This window comes from Achromobacter sp. HNDS-1, assembly GCF_040084795.1.
Taxonomy (GTDB): domain Bacteria; phylum Pseudomonadota; class Gammaproteobacteria; order Burkholderiales; family Burkholderiaceae_B; genus Achromobacter; species Achromobacter ruhlandii.
The window spans coordinates 1706064-1720921 of record NZ_CP157584.1; the positions used below are offsets into that span (position 1 = coordinate 1706064).

General features: G+C 61.2%; 14 protein-coding genes. 10 read left to right on the top strand and 4 right to left on the bottom strand.

The genetic code is table 11. The features are described 5' to 3' along the window. Positions 1-79 precede the first annotated feature (79 nt). The gene (locus ABFG95_RS07805; protein WP_049075353.1) at positions 80-649 is read left to right on the top strand and encodes a sigma-70 family RNA polymerase sigma factor; all 570 of its coding nucleotides are present in this window, start codon (positions 80-82) and stop codon (positions 647-649) included. After that, complete coding sequence (locus tag ABFG95_RS07810; RefSeq protein ID WP_068949898.1) at positions 637-1374, top strand: anti-sigma factor; 738 nt, start codon at positions 637-639, stop codon at positions 1372-1374. The genes ABFG95_RS07805 and ABFG95_RS07810 overlap by 13 nt, the downstream gene beginning before the upstream one ends. 11 nt (positions 1375-1385) lie before the next feature. Here ABFG95_RS07810 and ABFG95_RS07815 read toward each other — a convergent pair whose 3' ends face one another. Then, a complete protein-coding gene (locus ABFG95_RS07815; RefSeq protein ID WP_049075355.1) occupies positions 1386-2531 on the bottom strand; it encodes a sterol desaturase family protein in 1146 nt (381 codons plus the stop codon). Between the two features lie 272 nt (positions 2532-2803). On the opposite strand from ABFG95_RS07815, the gene ABFG95_RS07820 reads away from it, so the two are divergent. The 5 genes from ABFG95_RS07820 to ABFG95_RS07840 all read left to right on the top strand — a co-directional run bounded on the left by ABFG95_RS07820 (position 2804) and on the right by ABFG95_RS07840 (position 6047). Then, on the top strand, positions 2804-3028 hold the full coding sequence (locus ABFG95_RS07820; RefSeq protein ID WP_049075356.1) for a DUF465 domain-containing protein: 225 nt from the start codon (positions 2804-2806) through the stop codon (positions 3026-3028). Positions 3029-3294: 266 nt separating this feature from the next. After that, positions 3295-3651, top strand: coding sequence for a hypothetical protein (locus tag ABFG95_RS07825; protein WP_157810497.1), 357 nt, complete (start codon positions 3295-3297; stop codon positions 3649-3651). A 32-nt stretch (positions 3652-3683) separates the two neighbouring features. Then, positions 3684-4754, top strand: coding sequence for a glycosyltransferase family 4 protein (locus ABFG95_RS07830; RefSeq protein ID WP_254601288.1), 1071 nt, complete (start codon positions 3684-3686; stop codon positions 4752-4754). 318 nt (positions 4755-5072) lie between these two features. Beyond that, a complete protein-coding gene (locus ABFG95_RS07835; protein ID WP_278992844.1) occupies positions 5073-5324 on the top strand; it encodes a hypothetical protein in 252 nt (83 codons plus the stop codon). A gap of 120 nt (positions 5325-5444) precedes the next feature. Further along, positions 5445-6047 carry a LysE/ArgO family amino acid transporter gene (locus ABFG95_RS07840; protein ID WP_068949897.1) on the top strand — a complete coding sequence of 201 codons (603 nt, stop codon included), beginning with the start codon at positions 5445-5447 and terminating at the stop codon, positions 6045-6047. A 21-nt stretch (positions 6048-6068) separates the two neighbouring features. On the opposite strand, the gene ABFG95_RS07845 is transcribed toward ABFG95_RS07840, so the two are convergent. Together ABFG95_RS07845 and proP are read right to left on the bottom strand one after the other, a co-directional pair. Then, positions 6069-6536 (bottom strand): carboxymuconolactone decarboxylase family protein, encoded by a 468-nt coding sequence (locus tag ABFG95_RS07845; RefSeq protein WP_059272252.1) that lies wholly within the window; start codon positions 6534-6536, stop codon positions 6069-6071. 94 nt (positions 6537-6630) lie between these two features. Further along, positions 6631-8169, bottom strand: coding sequence for a glycine betaine/L-proline transporter ProP (proP, locus tag ABFG95_RS07850; protein WP_063582370.1), 1539 nt, complete (start codon positions 8167-8169; stop codon positions 6631-6633). A gap of 507 nt (positions 8170-8676) precedes the next feature. On the opposite strand from proP, the gene ABFG95_RS07855 reads away from it, so the two are divergent. After that, positions 8677-10167 (top strand): tyrosine-type recombinase/integrase, encoded by a 1491-nt coding sequence (locus ABFG95_RS07855; RefSeq protein ID WP_348995715.1) that lies wholly within the window; start codon positions 8677-8679, stop codon positions 10165-10167. A gap of 52 nt (positions 10168-10219) precedes the next feature. Here ABFG95_RS07855 and ABFG95_RS07860 read toward each other — a convergent pair whose 3' ends face one another. After that, on the bottom strand, positions 10220-10759 hold the full coding sequence (locus tag ABFG95_RS07860) for a JAB domain-containing protein (RefSeq protein ID WP_348995716.1): 540 nt from the start codon (positions 10757-10759) through the stop codon (positions 10220-10222). A 723-nt stretch (positions 10760-11482) separates the two neighbouring features. On the opposite strand from ABFG95_RS07860, the gene ABFG95_RS07865 reads away from it, so the two are divergent. Together ABFG95_RS07865 and ABFG95_RS07870 are read left to right on the top strand one after the other, a co-directional pair. Then, entirely contained in the window at positions 11483-13156 is a 1674-nt protein-coding gene (locus ABFG95_RS07865) for an AAA family ATPase (RefSeq protein ID WP_348995717.1), read from the top strand. Then, positions 13153-14682: a UvrD-helicase domain-containing protein gene (locus ABFG95_RS07870; RefSeq protein ID WP_348995718.1), complete on the top strand. Its 1530-nt coding sequence runs from the start codon at positions 13153-13155 to the stop codon at positions 14680-14682. Before ABFG95_RS07865 ends, ABFG95_RS07870 begins: the two co-directional genes overlap by 4 nt. Positions 14683-14858: the final 176 nt, after the last annotated feature.

Sequence of the window (14858 nt, forward strand, 5' to 3'; positions counted from 1 at the left end):
GCGGGCAGACTCCGGTAATATGCTGTCACCCGCCCGGGCCAAGCCCGGGTCCGTACCCACCGTCGCCAGGCCCGCGCACATGCCGCAACGCCCCGCCCCGGATTTCGATTACGAAGCGGCTCTCAAGGAGTGCGCCGCGGGCCGCCGCGCGGCGCTCGAGGCCCTGTATCGGCAAGAAGGGCCGCGCCTGCTGGGCGTGGCCCAGCGCATCCTGCGCGACCGCGCCCGCGCCGAAGACATCGTGCACGACGCCTTCGTCAATATCTGGAAGCAGGCCGCTGGCTTCGATGCCACGCGGGGCTCGGCGCGCGGCTGGCTCTACCGCATCGCCCGCAACCTCGCCCTGAACGCCGTGCGTGACAGCCGCCACGAAACCGGCATGGACGACGACACCGCGGCGGCCCTGGATATCCGTGACTCGATGCAGGCGTGGCATGACACCCACGACGCCTTCGAATGGCGTGACAGCGCCGGCCGCATCGGCCCCTGCCTCGAACAATTGGAGCCGGTGCGTCGCAACTGCCTGCTGCACGCCTACGTCGAGGGCCTGTCGCAAAGCGAGATCGCGCAACGTATCGGCGCCCCCCTGGGCACCGTCAAAGCCTGGATCAAGCGCAGCCTCAAAGCGCTGAAGGAATGTCTGGCATGAGCGCCCTGCCCACGACACCCGAAGGCCTGGACGAACTGGCGGGGGAATACGTGCTGGGCACCTTGCCCGGCGCCCGCCGGCGCGAAGTCGAGGCCCGCCTGGAGCACGACGCCGCGCTGCGCGCCGCGGTCGACCGCTGGGAAGCGCGGCTGCTGCCGCTGGCCGACCTGGCCACGCCGATCGACCCCTCGCCCGGTCTCTGGCCGCGCATCGCGGCCACGCTGGACGCGGGCCAGGCCGTGCCCGCTCGCGAGCCCCGGCGAAAGCGCGCCGCGCTCTGGGATAGCCTGCCGTTCTGGCGCGGCGCGGCCGTCTGCGGCCTGGCCGCGGCGCTGACCCTGGCGGTTGCCCTGTCGCTGCGCCCGGTGTCGACGCCCGCGGCCACGCAATACATGGTGGTGCTGGTGGCGCCGCAGTCGCAGGCGCCGGGTTGGGTGATACAGGCCCAGGCCGGCAGGCACGACGTGCAGCTCGTCCCGATTGCCGCGGTACAGGTGCCGCCGGACCGCGCCCTGGAATTCTGGACCAAGGCGGACGGTTGGTCCGCGCCCGTGTCCCTGGGCCTGGTCAAGCCCGGCGAACCGGTGCGAATCCCGCTGGATGCCTTGCCGCCGCTGGAGCCCAATCAGCTGTTCGAACTGACGCTGGAGCCTGCCACCGGGTCTCCCATCGGCAGGCCCACCGGACCGATCCAGTTCATCGGCCGCGCGGTCAAGATGATGTAGCGCCGGACGGCCTACTTCTTGCGGAAGGGGTAGGCCTGCTGCGCCAGGAACGTGCCGGGCATGTCGTTATCGAGAATGCCGTAGTTCTCCGGCAGGCGCTTGCCCGTGCCGCGCACCGCCGTGCCGAACAGGTAGTCGATGAACGACAGGTGCGCCGCATAGTTCTTGTCGATCGCCTCGGTGTCGGACGAGTGATGCCAGTGGTGGAAGTCCGGCGTCACGATGATGTAGCGCAGCCAGCCCCACGGCAGCTTGACGTTGGAATGGATCAGCACCGCCTGGAAACCGACGATGATGATGTAGGCATCCAGCACCGGCTTGGAAAAGCCCAGCGCGAACAGCACGCCCAGCACCGCCACCCGCGTGATCAGCAGTTCGACGATGTGCAGGCGCGAACCGGCCAGCCAGTCGAGCGTGCGGGTGCTGTGGTGCACCGCGTGGATGCGCCACAGGAACGGCACCTCGTGATACGCCCGATGCGCGGCGTACTGCACCAGGTCCGCCACCAGCACCGCCACGAACAACTCCACCAGGTAAGGCAGCGACTGGATCGCCTGCTGCAGCGGTTCGTACGCGGCCCACGAGAACAAGCGGTGCACGAAGAAGTTGATGCACAGCAGCACCGCGCCCACCGACAGGTGGTTGAACAGGAAGTGCTTCATGTCCACCTGCCATTCGCCGCGGAACACCGGCTGGCCCGGATACAGCGGAAACAGCTTTTCGAAGATGATGAACACGGTGCTGGAGGCCAGCAGGTCGAGGATGAACCAGTCCAGCCCCAGGTAGGGATGATGGCCGGTGTTGGAAGTGGTCACCACCACCTGGCTGCCGCCGGCGGCGACCGCGCCGCACACCAGCACGAACGCGGCGATGTTGAGCCAGCGCTGGCGGCCGAACACGATGTTGGTCAGGGCAATGGTGCCGGACGCCAGCAAGGCGGCGAACAGCAACGTGCGCATCGCGTCGACGGTGTAGAAGGTGCGCAATTCGGGCGTCGTCAGATACGCCGGAAAGTGAAACGCCAGCACGCCCAGCACCGACAGGATGGCGAGGAATAGCGCAATCACGCCGGTGATCATCCCGGTGCCCGGGTGGATCCGGCCGTCCTGCTGGAACAACGCCAGGACTCGGCGATAAATGGGCGCGCGCTGATTCATGTCACTTTTATGGCAGACCACGGGGAAGCGAGTGTATCCCCGGCCCCAAACGGCCCATGTAAATAAACGTGAAAAGATAAGACCAAGCAACTCCCCCCATGGCGCCCCTCTTGCCACGCCTTTGCGTGGCATCAAATCGGCCCCGCGGCGCGCTGCCCGGCGGGTTGACTTTGGCGGGCCATTGGGCTGTCATGGAACCGACAGCTCATTAACGGGCCGGTTCGCCGGCCCCGCGCAGCCCCCCCTTCAACCGGATCACGCAAGAGGCCGTCATGTTTCCTGAGTACCGCCAACTGATTACCCGCCTGAAAGCCGAGAATGGTCATTTCTCGGCACTGTTCCAGCGTCACAACGACCTGGACCAGGAGATCAAGAACATGGAGGCGGGCATCGTGCCGGCCTCTGACACCAGCGTCGAAGTCCTTAAAAAGGAAAAGCTCCTGCTCAAGGACAAGCTGTACAGCCTGCTGCGGGCGGCGGACCAGAACGCCGGCTAGCCTGGCTTCACGGACCTCCCTGGCATAAGGCGCCCCTCTCCGGGCGCTTTTTTGTTGTTCGTGCCTTCGCGCCCTCGGGACTGCGAACACGCCACTCTTTCATTCAGAAAATGGTAAGCTACTCGCCGCTCAGGCCGGCCTTGCCCATGCCGCTGGGCGCTGATGTTCAGCAGTAAGACAAACAAGTGGACGCGTTGTATGCCGAAATGAGCAGATTGGGGCGAGTTTGCTAAAATGCGACAACAATTTTCAATTGAAACATTATTATGCCGCATTTTCAGGGCGTACGGCTGCCCGCGCTATTCCGGTATTCTTTCGATCCTGGCAATGGCAAAGCTTCTCGACTTGTAGACGTGGGGCTGGCCAGTGCGATTCCATCTCACATGTTCGAAGCTGTTGGACCCTATGAGCTGGCCATACTTAAACCCTCTGACATCATGAACCGGTTGGGGGCTGCCGGCTGGCGCCTATGCTTGGACCTGTCCGGCAACATCCAGGCGCACCAGCACGACAAGCGCCTGGACATCAAGCTGGGGGCAACCACTCCCTATGGCGTGATCTCGGACGAGGATTTCCTCTACGCCGAGACCATAGTGCTGTTATCCCAAAGCGAGACATCCTGATGTGTGCTAGCGGCCAGGGGCGGTTGCGCATCATGCATTCCGAGGCGGCGACAACCTTCGGCGGCCAGGAAAACCGTATTTTCCAGGAAATGATGGCATTGCGCGAACGCGGCCATACGCTCGAAGCGATCTGCCAACCCGGAAGCAAGCTGTCGGCGAGCCTGCAGGCTGAGGGGTTTCGCGTGCATGAATTCCTGATGGACGGTGTATCGAACTACACCCGAGCGGTGTACGGCATCCGCAGCATCCTGGCGCGCGGCAAATTCGACGTCCTCAATACCCATAGCCGGCGCGACACCGTGATCGCGGCGATGGCCGGCCGACTTGCAGGTACGCCGCTGATCGTACGCACCCGTCACCTGGCCAAACGGCCCGGATCGCTATGGAGCTACACTCGACTTCCGCACCGGGTGGTGGCGGTCAGCGACTATGTCGCGAGCCAGATGCTCGAGCGCGGCGTGCCGCAAAGCCATGTCATGACGGTGTCCGATGCGATTCCCATCGCGCCGAACGACGGGCGCTCCAGCCTGCGCGAAGAGCTAGGGATTTCCCGTGACGCCATCGTCATCGTCTGCGTCGCGCACCTGCGGCCGCAGAAAGGTCAGGGCCTGCTGCTGTCCGCGGCGGCACCGCTTATAAACGGCCCGGCGGATATCCATTTGGTTTTTGCGGGCGAAGGATCGCAGCTCAATGCCCTCAAAGATACGGCTCGCCGACTCGCTTGCGAAACGCGCATTCACTTTCTCGGCCGACGCACCGATATCGGCAATGTGCTGGCCGCCAGCGACATCTTCGCGCTGGCCACCCAGTTTGAGGCCTTGGGCACTTCATTCATCGAAGCGGCTGCCTGCGGATTGCCCATCGTCGGCACGCACGTTGGGGGTGTCCCCGAAGTCGTGAAGCACGGCGAGACCGGCCTGCTTGTGCCCTATGGCGATGCCGGCGCCTTGCGTGCTTCCCTGGAAACCCTGGCCGCCGACGCGTCCTTGCGACAGCGCATGGGCGCAGCCGGTGCAGCCTATGTGCGCGGCGAGAAAAAATTCTCGCTCGCTGGCATGGCGGAAGGCATGGAGCATGCCTACCTGACGTGGTTGAAAAGATAGGCCTCCAAAACGCATTTCGACAGCGCGGCGCCAGCCGACCTGGCGAAATCCGCCCAATCAGATTGCTGCGACCTTCCGCAATACTCTGACCGTCGTCCGCAGTCCCGCAAGGTCGCTAGGCCTGGCTCACCTGGAGCGTCCAGGCGCGAGGTGTGAAAGCGACCCTGGGTGCTCACCTGCTGGCTGGAGGCCAAGTCCACAGGGCTACCCCGATGGACAAGCAGATTGAGCCAAGTGTGGAAGGGGCTTGCTGACATTAACCTGAATAAATAAAATTCCGGTATACCGCCCTGGCGGCCGCGTGAACAGGATACAAAGGTGTTGGACAGAAATTTCAAACCCGGCGAGGCCGTATCGCCGGTGACCGGCTGGGCCATGATGCCCCTGGTGGAACACGATTCCCTGCTGCTGCGGCTGGATTTCCTGACCGATCCGTCGCCCGCCGCGGCCGCGCGCAACGGGCGCGGCCGCGTCTATGCCGTTACCTCGGAACAGCTGCAACAATTGTTGAATTCGCTGCAGGCCCAGCTCGACAAGCTGCAACCGGTAGCCGCCGGACCGCGCCATTGATCGAGGCGGCGTGCCGCGATCACGCCCAAAAATTCAGAAACTCTAAAGATAGATTAGTATCTTTAGATTCTCTAATTATCCCGTAGCCGCTAGTCTGTCGCCCTTGATTCAAGGCACGACATGAGCAGCGCATACTTCCCCGGATTTTTACTCGGCCTCAGCCTGATCCTCGCGATCGGCGCGCAAAACGCCTTTGTCCTGCGCCAGGGCTTGCGCCAGGAGCACGTCTTCGCGGTGTGCCTGGTGTGCGCGCTGTCGGACGCGCTGCTGATCTCCGCCGGCGTGGCCGGCTTCGGCCTGGCCTCCGATGCCATGCCCTGGCTGGAACCGGTGCTGCGCTATGGCGGCGCGCTGTTCCTGCTGGCCTATGCGGCGCGCAGCCTGCGCTCCGCGCTGCGCAACCACGGCAGCCTGACGCCGTCGTCACGCCAGGCCACCGGACTGGGCGCCACCCTGCTCACCTGCCTGGCTTTCACCTGGCTCAACCCGCACGTCTATCTGGACACGGTCGTGTTGCTGGGATCGATCTCCAGTCAATACGAAGGCCGCAAGCTCGCCTTCGCCTTGGGCGCCATGACCGCCTCGTTCGCGTTCTTCTTCACCCTGGGATTCGGTGCCCGCCTGCTGCGCCCGGTCTTCGCCAGCCAGACCGCCTGGCGGGTGCTGGACGTCCTGGTCGGCCTGGCCATGCTGGCGATCGCGCTCAAGCTGCTGTGGCCTTGACCCTGATCGCGGCCCGTCCGCCTATCCGCCCTGCCCGGCCTTTTTGACGGCGGCCGGGATATTGCGGAACGTGACGCCCAAGCGATTGAAGGCATTCATCAGCCCGATCGCATAGGTCAGGTCCGCCAGCTCCTTGTCATTAAATTCGGCCGCCGCGGCCTGGTAGTCCGCGTCCGGCACGCCGGTGTCGGCGACCCGCGTCACGCATTCGGCCCAGGCCAGCGCGGCCTGCTCGCGGCCGCTGAACAAGGGGCCGGCCTCGCGCCACACCGGCACCAGAACCAGTTTGTCCACCGCCACGCCCTGCCTGAGCAGGTCGCGGCTGTGCATGTCGATACAATAGGCGCAGCCGTTGATCTGCGAGACCCGCAGGTACACCAGGTTGACCAGCGCTTCGGGCAGGCCGCATTGGCGCAGATAGGCATATACGGTGCCAAAGGCCTTATAGCCCTCGGGGGCGGCTTGGGCGTAGTCGAGACGATGGCTCATGATGGATCCTGATTGCTGTCTGTCGAAGGCCTCATGCTGCGCCCTCGCGGCGCTTTCCGGTAGATCCAAGAATCAGGTTCCGGCTTGGGCCATGTCAGTCGATGTCCGGATGCCGGTCCGCCAACCGCTGTCGCTTCTGCTTCAGCGTCTCCAGCTTCTCTTCCAGTTCCGCGATCTCGGCGTCCACGTCCTGCACGCTTTGCTCGATCTGATCATAGGCCTGCTGCAACAGCGCTTTCACCTCGCCCTTGTTCGCGGCGTTCGGGGTATCGCCGCGCAGCGGCCGGTTGGCCGTCTCGGGCATGAATACGGCCGTGATCAGGCCCACGACGGCGGCGGCCATCAGGTAGTACGCCGGCATCATCAGGTTGCCGGACTCCTCGACGATCCAGGCGGCAACGGTCGGCGTCAGGCCGGCAATGATGATGGCCACGTTGAAGGACGCCGCCAGGGCGCTGTAGCGGATACGCGTGGGAAACAGGGCCGGCAGGGTCGCCGCCATCACGCCGATCATGCAGTTCAGCACGATCGCGATCAGCAGCAGGCCCAGGAAGATGAGTCCGATGTTGTCGCTGCCCAGCAGCAGGAAGGACGGAATGGCCACCACCATCAACCCCAGGCAGCCGCTGATGAAGAATGGCTTGCGGCCGATCTTGTCGCTGACGAACCCCACCCCGGGCTGCACGAACAGCATGCCCACCATCACCACCACCACGATCAGCACGCCGTGCTGTTCCGGGTAGTGCAGGCTGCCCGACAGATAGGTCGGCATGTAGGTCAGCAACATGTAATAGGTGATGTTGGTCGTCAGCACCATGCCGATGCAGACCAGGAGTGCCTTGCGGTATTTGGCGAAGATCTCGCGCACCGAGACCTTCGGCCGTTCCTGCACCGCATCACGGTCGTCCTGCTCCATCTTCTCGAGCTGTTGCGTGAAGGCCGGCGTTTCTTCCGCGGCGTGGCGCAGGTAAAGGCCCAGCAAGCCCAGCGGACCGGCAATGAAGAAGGGCGCGCGCCAGCCCCAATCCAGGAAGGCCGCTTCCGACATCGCCGCCTGCAGCATCAGCACCATGCCCGCGCCCAGCACGAAGCCCGCGATCGACCCGAAGTCGAGCCAGCTGCCGAGGAAACCCCGTTGACGATCGGGGGCATACTCGGCGACGAAAATCGCGGCGCCGGTGTATTCGCCGCCCACCGAAAAGCCCTGTGCCAGCTTGCAGAGCAACAGCAACAGCGGGGCCCACAGGCCGATGGACTCGTAGGACGGAATCAGCCCGATGCAGAACGTGCTGATGGCCATGATGATGATGGTCAGCGACAGCACCTTCTGCCGGCCGAACTTGTCGCCCATCACGCCGAAGAACACGCCGCCCAGCGGCCGCACCAGGAACGGCACGGAAAACGTGCCCAGCGCCGCGATCGTCTGCACGGCCGGCGACGCATCCGGGAAGAACACCTTGCCCAGCGCGAAGGCAACGAAACCGTAGACGCCGAAATCGAACCACTCCATCGCATTGCCCAGCGCGGCGGCCGTCACCGCCTTCTTGAGCTTGGTGTTGTCGATGACGGTGACATCGCCGCTGCGCCAGGGGCGCACGGTTTCCTGCGTGGAAGCGTTCGAAGATTCAGCCATGGCAGCACCGCGGATTCAATGTGACCCCGAAATTCTACCGACGCCCGACCGCTATCCACCCATCAAAATGTGACTTATGCATCCAGGTTTGAGGATGGCCGCGCGCATCATGCTGATACGGCCACTCACCGCGCGGCGCCACGATACCGCGCCGGATCCGATATGAAATGGCAAAAAAAAACCCTCCCACGCGGCGCGTGAGAGGGTTTTTTTACCGTGAATCCTCCACAGGCCCGCCCATTGCGGGTGGGAATGCGGAGACCGCAGGCTTCACTTGAATATGGTCGGGGCGGCGGGATTCGAACTCGCGACCCTCTGCTCCCAAATTAGAAACGCACGAACGCCAGCGAACGCCAGCGAACGAATAACCAACTGATTCATAAGGCTTTATCAAAATTTCCTTGTTCGTCGACGTTCGCTAATGTACGCTGACAGCCGCAAAAATGTTGTCCCATATGTTGTCCCATATGGCGCTTGAGACAGAAGAACGGAGAGATTCGAGGAAATATGACGAGATACCCAAAACGCGGAAAAGGTGCGCGGTGGACCGTCAAAGAACTGGAAGCGGTGCCGGCGGAATGGGCCGGTGATCACCTGGCCGATGGAGACGGCCTGACTGGGGAGATCCGCATTCAGCGCGGCACGATGGCCGTGGTGTGGCGATACGCCTATCGCATGGGCGACAAGGTAAAGAGATTCTACTGCGGCTCATGGCCGGAACGCACTCTCGACGAGATCCGCTCCGCCAGGAACAAAGCGCGGGCGGACATTAAGGCCGGCCGCAATCCGTCGGCCGTCCGCGACTTGGAGAAAGCCCAGGTGCGGGAAGCTATGGCAGCGGAATCTGCCGCGGTATCCGCCGCTGAAGAAGAGGCCACAACCGATGCCCTTTCGTTCCAAGAGATGTATAAAAGCTGGCTGGAATCGGGAGTGAAGCGAGCAGATGGCAACACCGAAGTGAAGCGCATCGTTGAGAAAGACGTGCTTCCCTTGATCGGCGATACTCCCGTGCGATCAATTCGCGAGAAGGATATTGAGCGAGTGATCCGCTCGATTGTCGGCCGCGGCTGCAATCGGCTTGCCGAAGTGACCTACCAAATACTGGGTCAGATGTTCCATTGGGCAGAAAAGCGCCAACCATGGCGAAAGCTGCTTTCGGAAGGAAATCCGGTTGAGCTGGTTGAACTTGGGGTGCTCCTGGCGGACGATTACGACCCGGATAACGCGCGCGAACGGGTTCTACCTCCCATTGAGATTGTCGAACTCCAAACTCGATACCGCGAGTTGGAGGAGCAGTATCTCGCTTCGGATGACAAGCGAAAGAGGAAGCCTCCATCCAAGGCGTTGCAGGCAGTTTCCTGGATCTGTTTGAGCACGCTATGCCGGATTGGGGAATTGCACCTAACTGAAATTACGCATCTCGATCTCCGAGAAGGTACGTGGTTCATTCCCAAGGCGAACGTCAAGGGTAGAAAATCACAGAAGCGCGACCACCTGGTCTTTCTGTCACCCTTCGCAGTCAAGCATTTCGAGACCCTTGTCAGCCTGGCAGGATCGTCCCGCTGGCTGCTACCTTCGCGCGACAACGATGACGCGGGGGTAGACCAACCGATGTACAAGCAGGCCTTTACTAAGCAAATCAAGGATCGGCAAGCCATGTTCAACGGAAAGCCCAAAGCGCGTCGCGCTTCGGACAATTCCCTGGTACTCGGCAAAGGCCAAAACGGCAATTGGACGCCTCATGATTTACGGCGAACGGGGTCGACCATCATGGAGTCACTGGGAATCGATCCAAACATCATCGACCGCTGCCAAAATCACGTCATTCACACGGGCAAAAACCGTGTCAGACGGCACTACCAACTCTACGACTACGCCGACGAGAAGCAAGCAGCATGGGCGAAGCTCGGCGAATATTTGGAAAGACTGCTGTCGGGAGCCCTGGCGCCGGCCGAGCTTCAAAAGCGGCTAACCGCCAAGCAGCTACTCGCAGCGTAAAAAAAAACCGAAGACCGTTCGGTCTTCGGTTGTTGGACGCATGCGCGCAAGTCTAGATCCAGCCCATCTTCGCCATAGAGTGGCCGCTACCCGCCGCCACGATCACGTGGTCGACCAGTGAGACATTCACCAGAGCAACGGCTTCCTTCAAGCGCCGCGTAACCTCAACGTCCGCCTTGCTTGGCTGCGACGAGCCCGAAGGATGGTTGTGGGCAATCAAGATGGAGTGCGCGTTGTGCCGAATTGCCGCCTTGACGACCTCACGTGGATACACGCTGGTCTCCGACAGCGTGCCTCTAAACATTTCCTCGAAGGCGATCATTCTCAATTGCGCATCGAGGAACATTACGCCGAACACCTCGACGTCCGACAGCGCCAGCCGCGTCACGATATAGTCGATGGCGGCGGATGGCTTGGCCACTGGCAAGCGGCTACCCAGCGCCCCCTCCAATTGCTGCGCGGCCGCACGTAACAGCTCTTCCGGGCTTGCGACTCGATAAAGGCCGCCCGCCTCGCGTACCACTGGTGCGTCTTGGACATCTTCCTGCACCCGCCTTTCTCCTGCCCACGCACTACTGAAACTTAGTTGCATTGCTCTCTCCAAAAGCGAGGGTCGCCAACCAACCCATTGGCGATCGGTCGTCAACAAAGGAAGGTGTCGAATCTGGCGTCACCATGCGCTGTTGGCTGTGGTCAATGGTCAGTGGTCAATGGTCATTATCTGGAGCCCACAAGAAGCCAGTGTCCATGCCGGACTGACCTCACGCATGCGCATCCCACTGCTTGACGATGAGAAAAGCCTCGCCAACTTCGCGCTAGTCCGGGAATGTCGGCTGCTTCTCGACCATCTCACCTTCCATCGGTCCGACTGGGGACCCGCGCAAAAGTGCCTACCGTTGCCCCCCTTTGCGCCACGAGCGTGCCCGTGCGCGCGCCGGACCGAAAAGGCCCGTCATCAACGGCTGCCCGCGCCCAAGAAGCAGAAAATCACTTGTATCGCGCCAATGTCTAGTGAAGCGCGAAAGCGGTCGTCTGCATTTTTTCGCAGAGACAGTTGATACCAAGAATGCTCACTGAGTTGAGTACTGCTAAGCTATGTTCTTAGCATTTTGTTGCAATTAAGAAATGCGCGCGATTGTGAACCGGTGACGGTATCCGAAGCCCGCGTTCCTGAATGACGTAAGAGAACGGGTTTCTGGGTATGCCCCTATTCCATGCAATTGAGGATGACATGGCCCAAACAGCACGAATTCATAGAATAACTATTCAACGCTTCAGGGGCATCCACTCCCTAACATGGCTGCCTGCGAAAGGAATGAACGTCATCCTGGGTGGGGGTGACGTCGGAAAAACGACCATCCTCGAAGCGATTGCGTTGCTGCTTTCGCCATCGAACACAGCGGTCATCTCTGAGGCCGATTATTGGGCGCGCGACAGCGCGCAGGAATTCGTCATCGAAGCCGTCATGACCCTACCCGATACGACCGGCATCGGCTCGCAGAGTACTTTTGCGTGGCCGTGGGCGTGGAACGGGCAGGATGCGATACCTCCATCAGCCGACGAAGAAGGCCCTGCCGCCCCGATCGAGCCGGTATATCGCGTGCGGGTACGGGGTACCGCGGAATTGGAACTCGCATGGGAGGTCATGCAACCCGACGACGAATCGGCCCATTTTTCGTCAGCCGTTCGCCGGCGTATCGGCATGGTTCGAATGAGCGCGGATGAGCGCAATGATCGCGATCTGCGCCTTGTCTATGGCTCGGCGCTGGATCGGTTGTTGGCCGATAGCGCATTGCGGGCACGTATCGGCAAGGAGGTCGCAGGGCTCAATTTGCACGATTCGCTCAATGACAAGGGCAAGGAGGCGATTGAATCGCTGGATGCGCGCATGGCAGGTGCCGCGCTTCCCAGCAATTTGAAACTCGGTCTTACGACCAGCCAGGGCTTGTCCATCGGCGCGCTCATCGGGCTAGTGGCGACCGAGAATGGGGTGGCGTTGCCCCTGAACAGTTGGGGTGCTGGCACCAGACGTATGGCTGCACTCGAAATCGCATCGTCAACGGACAAGGAAGCAAGCGTTACCCTGATCGATGAGATTGAGCGCGGGCTGGAGCCATACCGTCTGCGCAAGCTCATCAATATCCTGGCCAACCAACACGGACAGATTTTCCTCACGACGCATAGCCCTATCGCCATTTCGTGTGCCGAGCACGCGGACCTCTGGTATTTGGACAGCGCGGGCGCCATCGGGGCGCTGCCTCGGGACAAGATCGGGCCACAGCAAAAACGCGATCCTGAAACATTTCTGGCGCGTGTGGCCGTCATTGCAGAAGGGCCCACTGAAGTCGGCTTTTTACAGTACCTATTAGAGAGGGCCTTTAAGGGCAACCCGCTCGATCACGGGGTGCGAGTCTGCGATGGTCAGGGAAACAATGCGACCTTGGATCTGTTGGAGACGCTCGCGTCTTCCGGTTTGCTATTTGCCGGCCTGGCTGACGACGAAGGTACGGCTCCTGAGCGGTGGAAGAAGCTGAAGGACAAGCTCAAAGAACGATTGCATCAGTGGTCCAAGGGCTGCACCGAGGATCATGTGATCGGGGCCATTCCCGAAAAAAATCTTCTCGCACTGCTGAAGGATGCAGAAGGCGAACTGGATGGCTATCGCCTTCGGACCTTAGCGGAGCGCCTGGGACTTCAGGACAAGAGCATCGAGGCGATAGATACGGCGCTGAAAGCCTCCGGAAAAACGTGGCGCACTTTGATTATTGCAGCCGCCAGCGGCAGCAAGGATGGCGCGCCCACAGGTCAAGAAAAGGCTTGGAAGAAGCATTCCCAGCAATGGTTCAAGTCCACTGCTGGTGGACAGGAGTTGGCCCAGAAAATGGTGGCGTTAGGCGCTTGGCCGGAAATGCAGCCGCAGTTGCTTCCGTTGATCAACGCGGTACTGACAGCCGTGGGCCACAAGACCTTGAAAGTGCTCGATCTATGAGCGACCACGCCGTTGCCAAGCTTCTCCGCTCACCCGAGCGGCTAGTCATCGTTGAAGCTGCGGCGGGCTGCGGCAAGACATACCAGGCCGCTGCGTACGCGCAGGAGGTGGTAGGTATGATCGGTGATGGCCGCTTGTTGATCCTGACGCACACCCACGCCGCTTGCTCTGTCTTCGCAGAACGCACGAAGAAAGCCGGGTCGCGCGTCGAAATCAAGACCATCGATGCCTTGATTGCGCAGATCGCGCTGGCGTACCACAAGCCACTTGGTCTTCCGCGCGATCTAACCTCATGGGCTTGGCAGGATGGCGGGCGTGGCTTTGAGATCATGGCAACCAAAGTCGCCGGATTTCTGCGCCATCAGCCAATGGTGGCTCGTGCACTAGCCCAGCGCTACCCAGTCATCGTGTGCGATGAACACCAGGACACTAGTGTCGATCAGCACAGTGTTGTCATGTCTTTACTGTCCGCTGGAGCAACTGTCCGGATCTTTGGTGATCCCATGCAACGGATTTACGGCGCCAAGACCGACAAAGCCGCTCGCGACGATCGTGCCCGCTGGGACGTTCTGAAGGCGCAGGGAGCAGGCGAGAAGCTGATCACCCCTCACCGCTGGAATACCGGTTGTCCTCTGTTGGGGGCTTGGGTAATCGAGGCGCGGGAGAGCTTGGAGCGCGGAACTCCAATAGACTTGACCGGAGCGCTACCTCCATCAGTTAGGGTGCTTGTCGGAAACAACACGGCGCAGATGCGTACGGGCTACCAACTGTCCAAGGAGCATCGAGTACCAATCGACAAGATGCTGAAAAGTAGCTCGCAGCTTATGGTTCTCGCATCGCAGAACGATTTGGTGTCGGCTCTTAGGGCCTTTTGGTTTCGGACAGTGCCGATCTGGGAAGGGCATACGCGTGATGCGCTAGGGACGCTCGTACAGACACTGCGCACCAGTCATGGCGATCCGGAAACGGTGGCGCAGGGTCTCATTTCCTTCATGGGAAGCGTCGCAGCGGGATTCAGCTCGTCCAGCCACGGGGACCGACTTTTGCAGGAAGTTCGTACCGGGGCGGCGCGCCCCACCACGGGCAAGCCGGCCAACATCCAGGCCGTCGCACGATGCCTCATGAACAATCCCTCGCATACGGGCGTGTCGAACGCACTCACAAAAATTGTTGCGCTGGTGAAGGATAACGCCGCGGGCTTTGACACCGTGAAGATCGATCACTGGTCCGAACTGCGGGATGCCGTGCGCATCGGCCAGTTTGCAGATCCGGACGAAGGATTTGCGGAGGTCTCGCGTATGCGCTCCCATTCCCGTCCTTCATTACCCCCAAAGGTGCTAAGCAGCATTCACAAGGCGAAGGGCCTGGAGTGCGACCACGCGATGCTGATGGCCTGCGACAAGGCGCGGTTCACATCGACCCTATACGCCAAGTCCAAGATGTATGTAGCCTTGAGCAGGGCAAAAAAGTCGCTCACATTGGTGGTTTCGACATCCAATCCGAGTCCCCTTTTCAAGCTCCGTTGACGGGCGCGGACCTGCTAGGTTCTTCGATGATCCTTGCCGCCCTGTGCCGTTGAATGACATTTGTCCGAAATTCTCACGACTGGCATATATTGACCACTAAAGGCCAATGACCAATACGCATTGGGCTATAGATGGTTCGAATTGCACACCACAGACCGATTTAGATTTGCGAAGTA

What these genes read in the sequence shown, in the direction of transcription:
- ABFG95_RS07805 (WP_049075353.1), top strand. Translation starts at nt 80, where the DNA reads ATGCCGCAACGCCCCGCCCCGGATTTCGATTACGAAGCGGCTCTCAAG.
- ABFG95_RS07810 (WP_068949898.1), top strand. Translation starts at nt 637, where the DNA reads ATGTCTGGCATGAGCGCCCTGCCCACGACACCCGAAGGCCTGGACGAA.
- ABFG95_RS07815 (WP_049075355.1), bottom strand. Translation starts at nt 2,531, where the DNA reads ATGAATCAGCGCGCGCCCATTTATCGCCGAGTCCTGGCGTTGTTCCAG.
- ABFG95_RS07820 (WP_049075356.1), top strand. Translation starts at nt 2,804, where the DNA reads ATGTTTCCTGAGTACCGCCAACTGATTACCCGCCTGAAAGCCGAGAAT.
- ABFG95_RS07825 (WP_157810497.1), top strand. Translation starts at nt 3,295, where the DNA reads ATGCCGCATTTTCAGGGCGTACGGCTGCCCGCGCTATTCCGGTATTCT.
- ABFG95_RS07830 (WP_254601288.1), top strand. Translation starts at nt 3,684, where the DNA reads ATGCATTCCGAGGCGGCGACAACCTTCGGCGGCCAGGAAAACCGTATT.
- ABFG95_RS07840 (WP_068949897.1), top strand. Translation starts at nt 5,445, where the DNA reads ATGAGCAGCGCATACTTCCCCGGATTTTTACTCGGCCTCAGCCTGATC.
- ABFG95_RS07845 (WP_059272252.1), bottom strand. Translation starts at nt 6,536, where the DNA reads ATGAGCCATCGTCTCGACTACGCCCAAGCCGCCCCCGAGGGCTATAAG.
- proP (WP_063582370.1), bottom strand. Translation starts at nt 8,169, where the DNA reads ATGGCTGAATCTTCGAACGCTTCCACGCAGGAAACCGTGCGCCCCTGG.
- ABFG95_RS07855 (WP_348995715.1), top strand. Translation starts at nt 8,677, where the DNA reads ATGACGAGATACCCAAAACGCGGAAAAGGTGCGCGGTGGACCGTCAAA.
- ABFG95_RS07860 (WP_348995716.1), bottom strand. Translation starts at nt 10,759, where the DNA reads ATGCAACTAAGTTTCAGTAGTGCGTGGGCAGGAGAAAGGCGGGTGCAG.
- ABFG95_RS07865 (WP_348995717.1), top strand. Translation starts at nt 11,483, where the DNA reads ATGAACGTCATCCTGGGTGGGGGTGACGTCGGAAAAACGACCATCCTC.
- ABFG95_RS07870 (WP_348995718.1), top strand. Translation starts at nt 13,153, where the DNA reads ATGAGCGACCACGCCGTTGCCAAGCTTCTCCGCTCACCCGAGCGGCTA.